The sequence below is a fragment of the Mycolicibacterium nivoides genome (assembly GCF_003855255.1).
GTDB lineage: Bacteria > Actinomycetota > Actinomycetes > Mycobacteriales > Mycobacteriaceae > Mycobacterium > Mycobacterium nivoides.
In genome coordinates this window covers 2,029,933-2,045,936 of sequence record NZ_CP034072.1, presented here as the reverse complement: position 1 = coordinate 2,045,936, position 16,004 = coordinate 2,029,933, and the positions used below count along the sequence as shown (strand labels likewise).

Sequence of the window (16,004 nt, the reverse complement as noted above, 5' to 3'; positions counted from 1 at the left end):
TACGGATCGTGAGTCAGATCGCCAACAGTGTCACCTATCGACGCGCCGCCGTCAGCCCACTCGCTGAGCCGGTCTGATTGGCTACCCTTGGGGAGTGCACCCACGGCTGATCGCCATCGTCGCCTTCGTCGGTTTCCTCGCGGTTGGTTGCGGCTGGAGTCCGTCGTCCGCGCCGCCGCCGAAGCCCGATACCTGCGCGCCGTCGGACGGCCCCAGCGCCGACACGGTCGCCGATCAGATCGCCAAACTGCCCGCACCCGCAGCAGGCAAGGAATGGACCCAGATCGGCACCGGGCACACCAGCAACTGCCGGCTGTACTGGGTGCAGGTGGGCCAGACCAACCCCGATCCCAACAGCGTCGGGCAGCTGCTGTTCTTCGACCGGCAGACCCCCATCGGCCCGGCCACCCCGGAGCCGCGGCCCTACATCAACGTGGTCACCAACGCCGACGACAGCGTGGTGGTGAACTACCAGTGGCAGCAGGGCCACGACTCACCCAAGTCGCCTACCGGAATCGCCACCGTTCGGTTCCGGATCGGGGACGACGGCAAACTGGTTGCCGTCGACCCGATTCCGAAGCCATGAGGCGCCTCAGCCGTTGACCAGCTCGGCGGGGTCGAGCATCGCCGCGTAGCGCAACTGCTCGGGGATACCGAACCCGTCGACGAGCGTTTCGACGTGCGGGCGCAGTGAGCGGCATCGTTCGTTGATCCCGCGTGTCACGGCCTTGGCACGTTCGGTGGACAGGTAGCGGTGTTCGATGAACCAGGCCTTGTCGCCCTCGATCACCGACAGCGCGTACAGATCGCAGACATTGTTGAGGAGTTCGCGGGCGGTGTCGTCCTCGCAGGCGTCGATCCCGGCGACGAACGCTTCCAGGACGACCCGGTCGATGTGCGCCTGAGCGGCATGCAGCACGTGGTCCTGCACGGCGTTGAACGCGTCGAAGGCCGACATCTCCTTGGCCTTGCCCTGCAGCCGCCGCGCCACCGAGGCCAGGATGTACTCCTCGCGGTCCTCGAACATCTTGACCTGGGTGCCGCGGTTGAACAGGCTGCCTTCCTCCTCGTTGTCCTGACGGGCATCCAGGACGGTCTGGATGATGGTCTCCGCGGCAGTGCGTTTGAGTACGCGCTCGCCGGCGTAGTTGGCCGCGAACCGGACCCATTCGACCGGGCTCATGCCCTTGATGTCGTCGGCGTAGGCGGTGAGCAGCTCCTTGGCCACCAGTTGGGTGAGCACATGGTTGTCGCCCTCGAAGGTGGTGAACACGTCGGTGTCGGCGCGCAGGGCGATCAGCCGGTTCTCGGCGAGATAGCCTGCGCCGCCGCAGGCTTCGCGAGCCTCCTGGATGGCGCGGCTGGCGTGCCAGGTGTTGGCGGCTTTCAGGCCCGCCGCGCGGGCTTCCAGTTCGCGCTGCTCCTCGGCGTCGGGATCGTCGGAGGTCTGCAACTCATGGCATTTGGCCACCAGCTCGTTCTGGGCGAACTGCAGCGCGTAGGACTTGGCGATCAGCGGCAGCAGCCGGCGCTGGTGCACCAGGTAGTCCATGATGAGGACTTCCTCGGTGCTCTTCGGGGCTTCGAACTGCCTGCGTTCCAGCGCGTATCGGGTGGCGATGTCCAGTGCCACCCGCGCCGCCGCCGCGGCGCTGCCGCCGACGGTGACCCGGCCGCGGATCAGGGTCCCCAGCATCGTGAAGAACCGGCGCCCCGGGTTCTCGATCGGTGAGGTGTACGTGCCGTCGGGCGCGACATCGGCGTAGCGGTTCAGCAGGTTCTCCCGCGGAACCCGTACGTGGTCGAACACGATGCGGCCGTTGTCGACGCCAGGTAGGCCGCCCTTGTAGTGGCAGTCCGACGTCGTCACCCCGGGCATGTCGTTGCCCATGTCGTCACGGATCGGCACCACCAAACAGTGCACCCCGTGGCCTTCACCGTCCGGGGTGATCAGCTGTGCGAAAACCGCTGCAACTCTGGCAGTCTCGGCGGCGCCGCCGATATAGTCCTTGCGCGCGGTGGGGGTTGGGGAGTGAATGACGAATTCCTGGGTCGCCGCATCGTAGGTCGCGGTGGTCTCCAGGGATTGCACGTCGCTGCCGTGGCCGGTTTCGGTCATCGCGAAACAGCCCAGCACGTCCAGGTCGATCAGCCGGCGCACATAGGCCTTGTGGTGGCGTTCGGTGCCCAGGTTCTCGATGGCTCCGCCGAACAGGCCCCACTGCACCCCGGCCTTGACCATCAGGGACAGGTCGCTCATGGCCAGCATCTCGATCTGGGTGATGGCTGCGCCGACGTCGCCGTTGCCGCCGTGCTCCTTGCGGAACCCATCTTCGGCAGCCCCGGCCGCCGCCATGATCTTGAGTTGCTCGGTCACCTTGGCCCGGGCGATCACTGTATTGGGGGTGTAGTGCGGTCGGAAGATCTCGTCCGACAGCGTGGTCCGCATGGCGTTCTTGACGTCGCGCCAACGGCCGTCCAGCGTGTTTCGCAGATGCTCGGCAGTGGAGGTCATATCCGACGGTAACGCGTGTGGCGGTGGTTATACGACGGTTGCCCCTGGATCTGTTCAGGAAGGCAAGCCTTCCTGGACAACCTCGACCTCGCCGCGAAAGACTGGCGGCATGCCGGACTCGGTCGGTAAGTCACTGTCTCCCACCGGCTTGCCCCATGTGAGTCATCACAGGCATGCGGATGTGACGGGCGGGTGGCTACGCGCGGCGACCTTCGGGGCCATGGACGGTCTGGTCAGCAACACCGCGTTGATCGCCGGTGTCGGGGCCAGCGCCTCGGCCCAGACCGTGGTGCTCAGTGGCGTGGCCGGCCTGCTGGCCGGCGCCTTCTCGATGGCGCTGGGCGAATACACCTCGGTGACCACCGCCAACGAGCAGGTCGATTCCGAGGTCAAGGTCGAGCGCAGGTCGTTCCGCAAGTACCCCGAGGCCGAGCAGGCCGAACTGGTGGCCATGCTCCAAGAGATGGGGATGACGCCCGAAACCGCGGTGAAGGCGAGCGAGGAGATCCACCGCGACGAGCACCGGGCCCTGAACTTTCATCTCGTGCAGGAACTGGGAGTCCACCCGACGGAGAAGCCGTCGCCGTGGATAGCCGGCGGCTCGTCGTTCGTGTTGTTCGCGATCGGCGCGATCATCCCGCTCATCCCGTATCTGCTCGGCTTCGAGTCGTTGTGGGCCGGGCTGGCCTGCGGCGGGGTGGGTCTGTTGATCGCCGGCGGGGTGGCGGCGACGTTCACCCGCAAGCCGGTGGCCATCGCGGGGCTGCGGCAACTGCTGTTCGGGGCGGTCGCGATCGCGGCCACCTATGCCGCCGGCATCCTGGTCGGCGCCGTCATCACCTGATGCTGCGTCGAATCCTGTTGGCCGGCGCCCTGGTGCTGTCGGCATGTGGTCCGGCGCACGCCACGCCGCAACTGGACTACCTCGGCCAGCGACAGGTGCCTTCCGGCGCGGTGCTGGACGGCACGGTGATCGGCGGATTGTCGGGAATCAGCTATGACCAGGCCGCCGACCTGTACTACGTCATCAGCGACGACCGCTCCGCCAAAGGCCCCGCACGGTTCTACACCGCGCGGATCACGCTGTTGGACAACGGTATCGGTGACGTCGAGTTCGTCGCCACCCGTCCGTTGCTGGACCGTGACGCACAGCCGTTCGGCCCGTTGAACATCGATGCACAGCCACCGGTGGTGCCGCCCGACCCCGAGGCCATCGCCTTCGATGCGCGCAGACAGCGGTTGTACTGGACCAGCGAGGGGGAGCGGCGGGTCGAGGGGCCGGGTGCGCCGATCCTGCTGGACCCGTGGGTGCGGACCGCAGGCCTCGACGGCAGCTTCATCGGCGGGTTCGCCCTTCCCGACGGGTTTCGGATGTCGGCCGCCGAACACGGTCCGCGACGCAACAGCACGCTGGAAGGGCTCACGCTCACACCGGATGGGCGGTATCTCTGGGCGGCGATGGAGGGCCCCGGCTACGACGACGGTCCGCCACCGGATGAGCAGCACGGTGCGCGCACCCGCGTCGTCCGCTTCGACGCGGAGTCCGGGGCGGTCGACGGCCAGTACACCTATCCGTTGGACCCGGTCAGCGCCGGGCCGCGTGGGGACAACGGGTTGTCGGATCTGGTCGCGCTCGACGACAGCAGCTTTCTGGTGATCGAGCGTGGTTACGGCACGCACGTCGCGGTGCGCATCTACCGGGCCGACGTCGTCGAGGGCTCCACAGAGATGACCAAGACGCTGCTGGCTGATCTGACCACCACGCCAGGTCTGACACCTCTGGACAACATCGAGGGAATCACGTTGGGGCCCAAGCTGGCCGACGGTCGGCAGTCGGTGATCGCGGTCAGCGACGACAATTTCTCGCCGACCCAGGTGACGCAGTTCCTGTTGTTCGCGTTGTAGGCGGGTGTGGCGCGTCGAGATTGACGTGAGGGTCGTGAATCTCGCCGAATCACGACCCTCACGTCAATCGCGGCGAGCGGGCCAAAGAACAGCGGGCCGACTCCGCGCGCTATTTCAACAACGCGTGACGATCGAAGTAGAAATACGTGTACGCCGCGGTGATCGCACAGACGACGGTGGCCACCAGCAGCATCTGCGAACCGCTCACCACCACGCTGATGAAGCCACCGATGACGGCTCCGCCGGCGAAACCGGCCCAGAGCAGGAAATAGCCCAGCCAATCGCTGAGTTGGCCTCCGCTGATGTGGCGTTCGATGCCCTGGCCGAGCTTGACCAGAGTGCCGGTCACGTAACTCAGCGGGATCGACACCTCGCCATCCTTGACGAACGACGTGTTCAATGCGCCGATACCGAAGGCCACGAACAGGATTGGGACGTACGGAACATCGCGGGCCGTCCAGCCGCGCTCGATGAGGTCGACCACGGTGGACACCACCAGCGCAAGCGTCGTCAGCACGGTCGCGCCATGGGGGTGATTCACCCAGAGGTGACGACGGCACAACGATGCGATCACCACCCCGCCGACGAAGGAGAGCAACAGCAGTGCGGCCCCGATCGCCAGCCACTCCTCACCCTGGAAGAGCCCGAGGAACGCCCGCTCGGTATTGCCGGTCATGAAGGTTACGAAGTACCCCGCCGAATGGGTGAACGCGGCTGCCCCCAGCACGCCGGCCAGTCCGGCCAGAACCCACGACAACCGGGCCTCGCCGTCGAACTGTTGCGACATGTCACCCATTGTGGGGAGCGTGGCCGGCGCTCGGGGCGGGATTCGCCCGCCGGCGGCTAGGTGTCGCTGCCGACGGTGACCGCGGTGGCCTCGTCGGTCAGCTCGTCGAGCTCGGACTCCTCGACGTCGATTCCGGTCAGGTGCGGTCGCGTCAGAGCCAGCACACCGGCGCCGGCCAGCACCGCGGCCGCGCCCACCCAGTAGGGCAGGTGCACGCTGACCTGCTCGCCGAGCACCCCGGCCAGCCACGGCGCGATCGCGGCGCCGCCGAAGCGCAGGAAGCTGTAGGCCGCCGACGCTACGCCGCGCTCGACCGGGGCCGCCTTCATCACGGTCTCGGTGATGAGCGTGTTGTTGATGCCGATGAACAGGCCGGCGATCACCACACCCGATGCCAGGACGGTCTTGGATTCGGTCCACACGGCCATCGCGGCCAGCACCGTCGTGAAGGCGAGCAGGTTGAGGATCAGCACCCGCACCGTGCCGAAGCGGTGTTGCAGGCGCGGGGCGACCACCACGGAGGTGAACGCCAACGCCAGGCCCCAGCCGAAGAAGATCAGCCCGATCTGATGGGCGGTCATGTCCAGCGGGAAGGGGGTGAAGGCCAGCAGGGTGAAGAAACCGAAGTTGTAGAGCAGGGCGGTGATCGCGACGCCGAGTAGTCCGCGGTGGCGCAGCGCCCGGAACGGATCGGCAAGCGTGGTGGCACGTTCGGCGCGCGGGGTGGCCGGCAACAGGAATGCCGTGATCACCAGGGCGAAGGCCATCAGCGCCGAGACGCCGAAGAACGGGCCGCGCCAAGAGATCGAACCGAGCACGCCGCCGACCAGCGGGCCGATCGCGATACCCAGGCCCAGCGCCGCCTCATAGAGGATGATGGCTTGCGCCACAGAGCCTTTCGCGGAGTTGACGATGGTGGCCAGCGCCGTGGCGATGAACAGGGCGTTGCCCAGGCCCCACAGTGCGCGCCAGCCCACGATCTGCATCACGGTGTCGCTCATCCCGGCCAGGCCGGCGCCGGCGATGATGATCACCAGGCCGAGCAGCAGCGTGCGCTTGGGGCCGATCCGGCTGGACACCACACCCGTGACCAGCATCGCCACACCCATCACCGCCATGTAGCTGGTGAACAGCAACGACACCTGCGAGGGCGAGGCGTCGAGGTTGTCGGCGATCGGTTTGAGGATGGGATCGACCAGTCCGATGCCCATGAAGGCGACGACGGAGGCGAAAGCGACGGCCCATACGGCCTTGGGTTGACGCCACATCAGGGCGGTGACTCCTATCTAGTTTTCGTGAGCGAGCGGATGCTCGGCGACATCGGTGAGCAACCGTCGAATGATGTCGACGGAGGCCGCCAATGTCTGGCGCTCCTCGGCGCTGAGCCGCTCAAGGCGGGGGTTGATCGCGGCGGCGCGATCCGCCCTGGCCTGATCCAGGGTCCGCCGGCCCTGCTCGGTGATCCGGATCAGCACCGCGCGGGCATCGCCGGGATCGGTGGTGCGTGACACCAGGTGGGCGTCTTCGAGGCGGCGAACCTGGGTGGTCATGGTCGGCTGCGAGCAGTGATCGAGATAGGCCAGGTCGGAGATGCGCGCCTCGCCCTGGTCCTCGATCGTGGACAGCAGCCGGGCCTGGGCCCAGGGCAGCGGTAGCCGGGCGCGTTGGGTGGCCAGCCGGTTCAACCGGGCGACGACCGACAGCAGGTCGGCGCCCAGCGCGGTTTCGTCGGTTACCGTTACATCCTCGGTCGGGGTCGGCATGCCCACCATATTTACATAGATTTGCTATGTAGTCTAGTCGGCCCGCGTGCTATCGGTCACATGACGGGCCCCCGACGGCCGCGATCGCGGCTGGCAGAATCGAACGATGACCGCGAAACCCCCGGCGACGACGCCTCGGCGCGGCCTCACCCCCGGCGAGCTTGCCCAGGCTTCGGTGATGGCGGCGCTCTGTGCGGCCACCGCGATCATCGCCGTGGTGGTGCCGTTCGCGGCCGGCCTCTCGGTGCTGGGAACGGTGCCGATGGGGCTGCTGGCCTACCGCTACCGGCTGCGGGTGCTGCTGGCCGCCACCGTCGCCGCCGGCACGATCGCCTTCCTGATCGCAGGCATGGGCGGAGCGATGACCGTCGTCGACTGCGCCTACATCGGCGGGCTGACCGGCGTGGTCAAGCGCCGTGGCCGTGGCACCGGCACGGCGTTCTGTGCCGCCATCGTGGCCGGGGCGCTGTTCGGATCCGCGATCATCGCGGCGCTGACCGTGCTGACGAGGCTGCGCAGCCTGATCTTCGACTCACTCAGCGCGGGCATCGAAGGGATCGCCAAGGTGCTCGAGCGCATTCCGGTGGTCGACGTGGCGGCCGAACCGATCAGGACCATCTTCGCGACGATGCTGGACTACTGGCCCGTGCTGATGCTGTTCCTCGGCATCACCAGCATCACCTCGGTCAGCATGATCGGCTGGTGGGCGCTCTCGCGGATCCTGGCCCGGTTGCTCGGGGTCCCCGACGTCCACAAGCTCGACGCCGACGGCGAGGAGGACGGGGCGGCGATCGCTCCGGTCCCGGCCCGGCTGACCGATGTACGGTTCCGCTACCCGGGAGTCGAGCGCGACGCGCTGGGCCCGGTGTCGATGGAGTTGCAGCCCGGCGAGCACGTCGCGGTGACCGGCCCGAATGGCTCGGGCAAGACCACTCTCATGCTCATGCTGGCCGGACGCCAACCCACTTCGGGCAGCATCGAACGTGCCGGCGCCGTGGGGCTGGGCCGCATCGGCGGCACGGCAGTGGTGATGCAGCATCCGGAAAGCCAGGTACTGGGGAGCCGGGTGGCCGACGACGTGGTGTGGGGTCTGCCCGTCGGCGCGACCGCCGATGTGGAGCGACTCCTGGCCGAAGTGGGGCTCGACGGCCTGGCCGAGCGTGACACCGGGGGATTGTCCGGTGGGGAACTGCAGCGATTGGCGGTCGCCGGGGCGCTGGCCCGCGAACCCTCGTTGCTGATCGCCGACGAGGTCACCAGCATGGTGGATCAACGGGGTCGCGACACCTTGATGAACGTGTTGTCCGGGCTGACCGAGCATCACCAGATGTCGCTGGTGCACATCACGCACTACAACGACGAGGCGGATTCGGCCGACCGCACGGTGAAGCTCAGCGGCAACGGCGGCACCGCCGACAACACCGACATGGTGCAGACCTCCGCGGTACCCGTCGCGGCCGCGCCCGTCGCTGGCAGCAGTGCGCCGGTGCTGGAGCTGACCGGCGTCGGACACGAATACGCCAGCGGAACCCCCTGGGCGAAAACGGCTTTGCGTGACATCACGTTCACCGTCAACGAAGGTGACGGGGTCCTGGTGCACGGCCTGAACGGTTCGGGTAAATCGACCCTGGCCTGGATCATGGCCGGGCTGACGGTTCCCACCTACGGCGCGTGCCTGCTCGACGGGGTACCGGTGGCACAGCAGGTGGGCTCGGTGGCGATCTCGTTCCAGGCCGCCCGGCTGCAGTTGATGCGCAGCACCGTGGGACGTGAAATCGCCTCGGCCGCAGGCTTCTCGGCGCACGAGGACGACCGCATCGCGGGTGCCCTGGAGATGGTCGGATTGGACGCGGCACTGGCGCAGCGCCGCATCGACCAACTCTCGGGCGGGCAGATGCGCCGCGTCGTCCTGGCCGGGCTGCTGGCCCGGTCGCCGCGGGCGCTGATCCTCGACGAGCCGCTGGCCGGACTCGACGCGGCCAGCCAACGGGGACTGCTGCGGTTGCTTGAGGATCTGCGGCACAACAACGGGCTGACCGTCGTCGTCATCTCGCACGATTTCACCGGCCTGGAGGGCCTGTGCCCGCGCACGCTGCACCTGCATCACGGTGAACTCGCCCTCGCCCCGACAGCTGCCGGAGGTACCCGATGACCGCGCCGACGCGAGGACAGCGCAAGCCCGTTGTGCTGTTGCGCCCGGTCCCCGGCGACACCGTCATCCACCGGTTGTGGGCAGGCACAAAACTGCTCGCCGTCGCCGGCATCGGCCTCCTGCTGACCTTCTATCCCGGATGGGTGCCGATTGCGGCAGTAGCGGTGCTGATTCTGGTGACAGCGCGGCTGGCGCACATTCCGCGTGGCGTGCTGCCGTCGATTCCGTTCTTTCTGTGGATCCTGGTGGTGTTGGGCGGGGCGCTCGCGGCACTGGCCGGCGGTTCCCCGGTGATCGACATCGGGTCGATGCAGGTCGGTCTGGGCGGGCTGCTCAACTACCTGCGCGTCACCGCACTGGCGATCGTGCTGTTGGGCCTGGGTGCGCTGGTTTCCTGGACGACGAATGTCGCCGACGTCGCTCCTGCGGTGGCCACTTTGGGCCGCCCGCTACGGCTGTTTCGCGTCCCCGTGCACGACTGGGCGGTGACGATCGCGTTGGCACTGCGGGCTTTCCCGATGCTGATCGACGAGTTCCGCACGTTGTATGCGGCGCATCGGTTGCGCCCCGTCGAACCGGCCGAGACGTTCCGGGCCCGGCGCAAACAACGGGTGTCCAATCTGGTGGATCTGCTGGCCGCCGCCGTCACCGTGGCGTTGCGCCGCGGCGACGAGATGGGCGATGCGATCACCGCGCGCGGTGGGGCAGGCCAGATCTCGGCGGCACCGTCACGACCCCGGTCGCGGGACTGGATCGCCTTCGCCATCCTCGTTCTCGTCTGTGGCACCGCCCTGGCCCTGGAGCTGACCGTCCTGCCCACCAGCCTGCCCCGCCGCTGACGTCTGCCGGGGACGCGACCTGGTCAGCCGGACGACGGCCACGACGATCACTGCCGCGATGACCACGGCCGCCAGCCACGGCAGCAGCAGGCCGAACAACATCACGGCTCCCGATGCCATCGAGACCAGGCCGTGCCAGCCGCGTTCGACTTGACCCCAGAACCCCCGATACTGCGGGGCGGGGCCGCCGATCTGCTCGGCGGTGATATCGAGATTGACCGTGCTGTAGTCGATCTGGTCACCGAGCTGGGTACGCTGCGCGCGCAGGCTGTCGAGGTCCGCCTGGCGCTGTGACAACGCGTTCTCGGCCTGGATCAGGGCCTCGGGATCCTTGGCGTCCCGCATGATTCCCAGCAGCCGGTCCACCGAGGTCTGTAGTGCCTTGATGCGGGCGTCGAGATCGACGCGCTGCGAGGTCACGTCGTCGGCGCGGACCTCGACGGTCTGGACGGTGCCGAGCTTCTTGAACTCGTCGAGGGTGCCTTCGAGTTTGGCGGCCGGGACCCGCAGCGCCAGGGAGATGTGTGCGCGGCCGGAACTGGAGCCGGCATCCTCGGAGCGGCTGTCCACGCGGCCGCCGGCATCGGTGGCCAGCGATACGGCCCTGTCCGCTACCGCTGCCGGGTGGCCCGCGGTGATCGACATCGATGCGGTCTTGACGATGTCGCGCTTGACCTCGGCGGGTATCGGCGCGTTCTTCATCCCCGGGCCGGCTTCGGGTACCGGGGCCGCGGGGGCGAATCCGGCATCGCTCTGAGGTGCCGCCGGTGCCGAGGAATTGGGGGAGTGCCCGGCCGCGCAGGCCGGCGCGGCAGCCAACAAGGCCGCGGTAAACAGTGCCACCGTCATGCGGTGGCGGCGGGATGCACTGGTGTGCTGGGGCATCAGCCCAATGTAAGCGACGTGCCGGAGGTCAGGGGCCGGTAATTCGCGCACGCTCAGCGGGCTGCTGCGGAATTGGCCGCCCACTGGGCGTCGGCCAGCGACTGCTCGACATCACCGCGGCCCAGGAACATCTCGTCGAAATACGGCTTGAGGGCCTGGTATCCGGCCGGGAACCCGGCGGCTCCCGGCGCCGGGATGCGAGGCCCGTGCAGTACCAGGAAGAAGGGGCTGACATCGACTCCACGCGATTTCCAGTAGTTGCGGTACACCGGCTGGGCCCGCAACACGGCCGGGATGGCGGCCCCTTTGACACCCAGGTATTCGTTGCCGCGCTTGCTGCCCATCCAGGACAGCACCTCGCGCACCGCATCGGGGTGACGGGTCGCTGAGTTCGCCGCTGCGGCAATGCCATTGGTGACACTGACTTGGCCCTTGGGCCCGGCCGGCAGCATCGCCACACCCCAACGGAACCGGGCCTGGTTGGCAATGGCGGCCAGGTTGTAGGTACCGGACTGGAACAGAGCCATGCGGCCCTGCAGGAAGGTGTTGCGGGAGAAGTCGCCGTTGTTGTTGGTGGCCGAGGCCGGCGGCGCGACGTGATCGTCGTTGATCAGCCGAACCAGATAGGTGAACGCCTCGACAGCCTGCGGGTTGTCGAAGGCGAAGCGGTCGCCGATGGTGAAGATGCCGCCCGCAGAGCCGATGTAGTTGAGGTAGATGCCCTGAAGATCGTTGGCGGCGTTGTAGCCCCACTGCCGGATGCGGCCGACGTCGAAACCGTCGGTGCCCGCCGAACGGCCCTGCTCGTCCACGGTCAGCCTGGCCGCCAGCGACCGCAGGGTGTCGTCGGGACCGTTCGACCATCGCAGCGTGGTCAGTTCGGCGAGGTCCACTCCCGCCGCGTCGAGCAGGTCGGCGTTGAAGTACACCGCGATACCGGCGTCGGTCAGTTGCGGAACCGCCCACAGCGCGTCGTTTCGGGTGAACTGGTTGACCACCGAGGGTTCCCAGGCCCGGGCGGCGTTGGCGCCCAATGTCTGTCCGATGTCGAGCAGTCGGCCGTTGTCGGCATAACCGGCGAGGTACGCATTGGACAGCCAGAAGATGTCATCGGCACTCCCGCCGGCCACATCGGTGCGCAGACTGTCGAAGTACGCCGAATAGGCGACGGTGTTGACCCGCACCTCGATGTCGGGGTGTTCCTGGTTGAACTCCGCGAAGGACTCCCGGTAGGCCGCCGCGACCTGCGGGTCCCACAGGCGCACGGTGACCACGGTGCGCCCTTCGGGTTCGGTGGTGCGGCCCAGCAGCACGGCGAAGACGAGCAGGACGGCCATGGTCAGTGCCAGTCCCGCGGCCAGGACGGTGGAGCGCCTCATTTGATCCCCGTCACGACGATCGAACGGACGATGTTGCGCGAGAACGCGATGAACAACACGATCAGCGGGACGATCGCCACCGTGGTCGCCGCCATCACCAGCGTCCACTGCGCGTTGTATTGCGTCTGCAGCCCAGCCGTCGCGACCGTGAGCACCTGCCACTTGCTGCCGCTCGTGATCACCAACGGCCACAGGAAGTTGTTCCACTGGCTCACCACGGTGATCAACGCCAGGGTCACGAGGATCGGCCGGCTGGCCGGCACCACCACATGGGTGATCACGTCCAGCGTGTGGGCGCCGTCGAGGCGGGCCGCATTGATCAGATCGCCGGGAATGGACCGAAAGTACTCACGCAACAGGAAGATCGCGTACGGCGAGCCGAACATGAACGGCAGCACCAGTGCCCAGAAGGTGTTGCGCAACCCGGCTTCGGCCATCATCAGGTACAGCGGAACGACAGTCACCGTCGCAGGCACCATCAGCGTGGCGATGTAGACCCAGAACAACGCGTCGCGGCCGGGAAACCGCAGCCGGGCAAAGGCATAGGCGGCCAGCACCGAGAACACCAGTTGGCCCAGCAGGATGACGGCGGTCATCAAGGCCGTCACCACGATGGCGCGTCCGAACCCGGCTTCCGACAGCCCGACGTAGTTCTCCAACGTCGGCGGCGCGGGTAGTGACAGCGGAGGATCGGTGGCGAACTGCTCGGCCGAGGTGAACGAGGTGAGCAACCCGAGGCCGAAGGGCAGCAGCGTGATCACCGCGCCGAGGAGCAGCCCCACGTAGATCAGTGCGTTACGTGAGGTCATAGCTGATCCTGCGGCGGAAGTAGACGTGCTGGAGGAGCGTGATGCCGACGAGGATGACGAACAGCACGATGGCCATCACGGAAGCGCGACCCACCGCGGCCGCACCGAACGCCTCGGCATAGATCCGGTGGGCCACCAGGTCGGTGCGCCCTTGGGGCCCGCCCGCGGTCAGCGCGTACACGGTGTCGAATACCTGCGCGGCGCTGACAATTCCGGTGACAAGGACGAAGAACGTGGTCGGGCGCAGCATCGGCAGGGTGATGTGACGGAACCGCTGCCAGTCGGTGGCGCCGTCGGTGCGGGCGGCGTTGTGGACGTCGGCCGGGATGTTGAGGATGCCTGCCAGGAAGAACAGCGTCACGTAGCCGACGTTGGTCCACACCACGACCGCCGACACCACCGGCAGCGCCAGCCCCGGGTCGGTGAGCCAGTCCACCTGCCGGCCCAGCACAGTGCTCAGCGCTCCGTCCGTGGGCGCCAGGATCCATTTCCACAACACCGCGATGGCGAGCGGCGCGCAGATCCACGGCAATACGTACACGGTGCGGAAAAAGCCGGTGCCGGGGAGATCTCGGGCCAGCAGCGATGCCGCGATCAGTCCCAGTACGGTTTGGGTCGGCACCACCAGCAGTACGAACAGCAGTGTGATCGCCAGAGACCGAGCAAACGACGAATCGGTGAGCACCGACGTCCAATTGTCCAGTCCCACATACTCGATCGGGCCGAGCAGGTCCCACCGTTGCAGGCTCAGCCAGATCACCACCAGCATGGGCAGTAACAGGAAGGTGACGACGCCGAACAGGCTGGGGGCGACAAGCGCGTACCCCAGGGCGGTGGTGCGGACACGCGAGGTGGCCATCGAGCCATTAAAGCGGTTCGTGACCTTCGGACGCCACGCCGGGCACCCGAGCGCCCACCCTCAACGCCGGAATGCCGTCGTGCAATCCCGGCGCGCGCGATTTGCTCAGATGACGTAGATCACTTGACTCCTCCGGAATCGAATTCGCTGCCTCGCGCTTGTAGCAGGTAATCGCAGCAAACAGGGACTGGGGGAGAATCTCATGAATACACCGCAGCGAGCCCGCACGGGCGCTTCGATCAGCAAGGTGGCACAGTCCACGATCTTCACAGTCTTCGCGCTGGCCGCCATGGTGCTCGGCTCGCTGGCGGGCCCGATTGCCTCGGCCAATGCCGCCGACGGGTGTGCGGACGTCGAGGTGGTGTTCGCCCGCGGGACCAACGAGGCACCCGGCGTGGGCGCCACCGGGCAGGCGTTCGTCGACGCGCTCAGCGCCGATCTGCCCGGCAAGACGGTCGACGTGTACGGAGTGAACTATCCGGCATCGCTGGACTTCGGCCAGGCGGCCGACGGCGTCGCCGACGCAAGCAATCGGATCCAGTCGATCGCGGCGACCTGCCCGGCGACCAAGATCGTGTTGGGCGGTTACTCGCAGGGAGCCGCGGTGGCCGGTTACACCACCGCCGGCAGCGTGCCCGCCGGGTTCGTCCTGCCCGCCGGTATCAGTGGCCCGATGCCGGCATCGATCGCCTCGCACGTCGCGGCTGTGGCTCTGTTCGGAACGCCCGACGAGTGGATTCTGGGCCTGGCCGACCGCAGCGCCCCGCCGATCGCCATCGGCCCGTCGTACGCGGCCAAGACCATCCAGCTGTGTGCACCGGGCGACCCCATCTGCTTCCCCGGGGGTCTGAACCGCGCCGCCCACAGCTCCTACAAGGACAACGGGATGGCAATCCAGGCAGCTGATTTCGCGGCCCGCCAGCTCGGGGGTGCGGCACCCTCGGCGCCGGTGGTGCAGACGGCAGGCCAGGTCGGCGAGAACTGACACCAACTGAACAACGGCCGGCGGCCGGAAGCAGGTCCTCGGGGGACCGCTTCCGGCCGTCAGCTGTTGAGGTCTCGGAAGCCGGCGACGGTGTCGGCCAGCGTGATTCGCGGATCGCGGTAGGTGATGCCGAAGTCCCGTTCACTCGGTGAGTCGTCGGACGCCGGCATCTGCGTGTAGTACTGCATCCCGGCCTCGGTGAACGGTGTCTGGAACGGCAGGAAGGGGCCCATCCGGTCGAGTACCTGTCCGGCGATCCGCAGCACGGTGTCGGGAACCGGGACGGCGAACATGGTCTTGTCGCCGACCTCGGTGAGCAGTTTGGCGAGTTGGTCCACCGGAATGCGGTGTCCGCCCGCCATATAGCGGCGGGGCCCGCGGCCCGGTTCGAGCAGCGCGACGTGCAGGGCGGCCAGGTCACGACCGTCGACGATGGTCCAGGCCGCACTGCGACCGGGGATCGCGCCGAGTTGCAGTGCGGCGGCGACACCCTCGCCGGCTTCGCCGAACTGGTTGCCGACCGGCGGGCCCATGACCATACCGGGATAGGTGATGTTCACCGGCGCACCGGCATCCTGCATTCCGCGGGCGTAGATCTCGACCTGCGCCTTGGACCGTCCGTAGCCGTCGGTGCCGCCGAACACCGGCAGGTCCGCTTCCAGCGTCTCCACATCGGGGTTGAACAGGGCGGTGATACTCGATACGTGGATGATCGGATCGAGGCCGAGTTCTGCGGCGCCGCCCAGAACGTTCCGCGCACCGTCCATGTTGGTGCTCATCATCTGCGCGGTCTGGCTCGGATCGGTGGCGACCAGTGCCGCGCTGTGCAGGACGGCGTCGCAACCCTCAAGCGCACGCATGACCGAGTCGCGGTCGGTGATGTCGCCGACCGCATGGTCGGAGACGTCGACCCCGAGCTTGGCGACGCTGGTGTGCAGCCGGTCCGGATTGCGCACCAGAAATCGGACGGAATGACCGGCGTCGGCAATCGCTTTCGCGGTCCATCCACCCACAAATCCGGTACCGCCGGTGACCAACACGCGCATGACGCCATCCTCCTAGCGAACCAACGACCGTCGGAAGGACGCTAGTACGTCAGGCGCCGCCGGGAAGCGGTTTCAGCTAC

At 67.5% G+C, this 16,004-nt stretch carries 15 protein-coding genes; 6 read left to right on the top strand and 9 right to left on the bottom strand.

What is annotated here, in order from left to right; translation table 11 throughout:
* The first annotated feature begins 94 nt into the window (after positions 1–94).
* Positions 95–586 carry an LppP/LprE family lipoprotein gene (locus tag EH231_RS09740; RefSeq protein WP_124712317.1) on the top strand — a complete coding sequence of 164 codons (492 nt, stop codon included), beginning with the start codon at positions 95–97 and terminating at the stop codon, positions 584–586.
* A 6-nt stretch (positions 587–592) separates the two neighbouring features.
* Here EH231_RS09740 and EH231_RS09735 read toward each other — a convergent pair whose 3' ends face one another.
* Positions 593–2,515 carry an acyl-CoA dehydrogenase family protein gene (locus tag EH231_RS09735; RefSeq protein ID WP_124712316.1) on the bottom strand — a complete coding sequence of 641 codons (1,923 nt, stop codon included), beginning with the start codon at positions 2,513–2,515 and terminating at the stop codon, positions 593–595.
* A 109-nt stretch (positions 2,516–2,624) separates the two neighbouring features.
* Between EH231_RS09735 and EH231_RS09730 the strand changes: the two genes are divergently transcribed.
* Together EH231_RS09730 and EH231_RS09725 are read left to right on the top strand one after the other, a co-directional pair.
* Complete coding sequence (locus EH231_RS09730; RefSeq protein WP_090431523.1) at positions 2,625–3,359, top strand: VIT1/CCC1 transporter family protein; 735 nt, start codon at positions 2,625–2,627, stop codon at positions 3,357–3,359.
* A complete protein-coding gene (locus EH231_RS09725; protein ID WP_124712315.1) occupies positions 3,359–4,420 on the top strand; it encodes an esterase-like activity of phytase family protein in 1,062 nt (353 codons plus the stop codon). Before EH231_RS09730 ends, EH231_RS09725 begins: the two co-directional genes overlap by 1 nt.
* A 109-nt stretch (positions 4,421–4,529) precedes the next feature.
* Here EH231_RS09725 and EH231_RS09720 read toward each other — a convergent pair whose 3' ends face one another.
* The 3 genes from EH231_RS09720 to EH231_RS09710 are packed head-to-tail and all read right to left on the bottom strand — an operon-like array spanning position 4,530 to position 6,970.
* Entirely contained in the window at positions 4,530–5,207 is a 678-nt protein-coding gene (locus EH231_RS09720) for a YoaK family protein (protein ID WP_124712314.1), read from the bottom strand.
* A gap of 56 nt (positions 5,208–5,263) precedes the next feature.
* Positions 5,264–6,475, bottom strand: a complete 1,212-nt coding sequence (locus EH231_RS09715; protein WP_090431519.1) for an MFS transporter — start codon at positions 6,473–6,475, stop codon at positions 5,264–5,266.
* A gap of 18 nt (positions 6,476–6,493) precedes the next feature.
* Positions 6,494–6,970 (bottom strand): MarR family winged helix-turn-helix transcriptional regulator, encoded by a 477-nt coding sequence (locus EH231_RS09710; RefSeq protein ID WP_124712313.1) that lies wholly within the window; start codon positions 6,968–6,970, stop codon positions 6,494–6,496.
* A 106-nt stretch (positions 6,971–7,076) separates the two neighbouring features.
* Between EH231_RS09710 and EH231_RS09705 the strand changes: the two genes are divergently transcribed.
* Complete coding sequence (locus tag EH231_RS09705) at positions 7,077–9,122, top strand: ATP-binding cassette domain-containing protein (protein WP_090431517.1); 2,046 nt, start codon at positions 7,077–7,079, stop codon at positions 9,120–9,122.
* A complete protein-coding gene (locus EH231_RS09700) occupies positions 9,119–9,961 on the top strand; it encodes a CbiQ family ECF transporter T component (RefSeq protein ID WP_090431515.1) in 843 nt (280 codons plus the stop codon). The genes EH231_RS09705 and EH231_RS09700 overlap by 4 nt, the downstream gene beginning before the upstream one ends.
* Here EH231_RS09700 and EH231_RS09695 read toward each other — a convergent pair.
* The 4 genes from EH231_RS09695 to EH231_RS09680 all read right to left on the bottom strand — a co-directional run bounded on the left by EH231_RS09695 (position 9,851) and on the right by EH231_RS09680 (position 13,893).
* A complete protein-coding gene (locus tag EH231_RS09695) occupies positions 9,851–10,810 on the bottom strand; it encodes a DUF4349 domain-containing protein (protein WP_164481180.1) in 960 nt (319 codons plus the stop codon). The genes EH231_RS09700 and EH231_RS09695 overlap by 111 nt on opposite strands.
* Before the next feature lie 89 nt (positions 10,811–10,899).
* Positions 10,900–12,225, bottom strand: a complete 1,326-nt coding sequence (locus tag EH231_RS09690; protein WP_090431513.1) for an ABC transporter substrate-binding protein — start codon at positions 12,223–12,225, stop codon at positions 10,900–10,902.
* Complete coding sequence (locus tag EH231_RS09685; protein WP_164480831.1) at positions 12,222–13,034, bottom strand: carbohydrate ABC transporter permease; 813 nt, start codon at positions 13,032–13,034, stop codon at positions 12,222–12,224. Before EH231_RS09685 ends, EH231_RS09690 begins: the two co-directional genes overlap by 4 nt.
* Positions 13,021–13,893, bottom strand: a complete 873-nt coding sequence (locus EH231_RS09680; RefSeq protein ID WP_124712312.1) for a carbohydrate ABC transporter permease — start codon at positions 13,891–13,893, stop codon at positions 13,021–13,023. Before EH231_RS09680 ends, EH231_RS09685 begins: the two co-directional genes overlap by 14 nt.
* Positions 13,894–14,095: 202 nt before the next feature.
* On the opposite strand from EH231_RS09680, the gene EH231_RS09675 reads away from it, so the two are divergent.
* Positions 14,096–14,878, top strand: coding sequence for a cutinase family protein (locus EH231_RS09675; protein ID WP_090431509.1), 783 nt, complete (start codon positions 14,096–14,098; stop codon positions 14,876–14,878).
* A gap of 59 nt (positions 14,879–14,937) precedes the next feature.
* Here the strand turns inward: EH231_RS09675 and EH231_RS09670 are convergent, their stop codons facing one another.
* A complete protein-coding gene (locus EH231_RS09670) occupies positions 14,938–15,924 on the bottom strand; it encodes an SDR family NAD(P)-dependent oxidoreductase (RefSeq protein WP_124712311.1) in 987 nt (328 codons plus the stop codon).
* Positions 15,925–16,004: the final 80 nt, after the last annotated feature.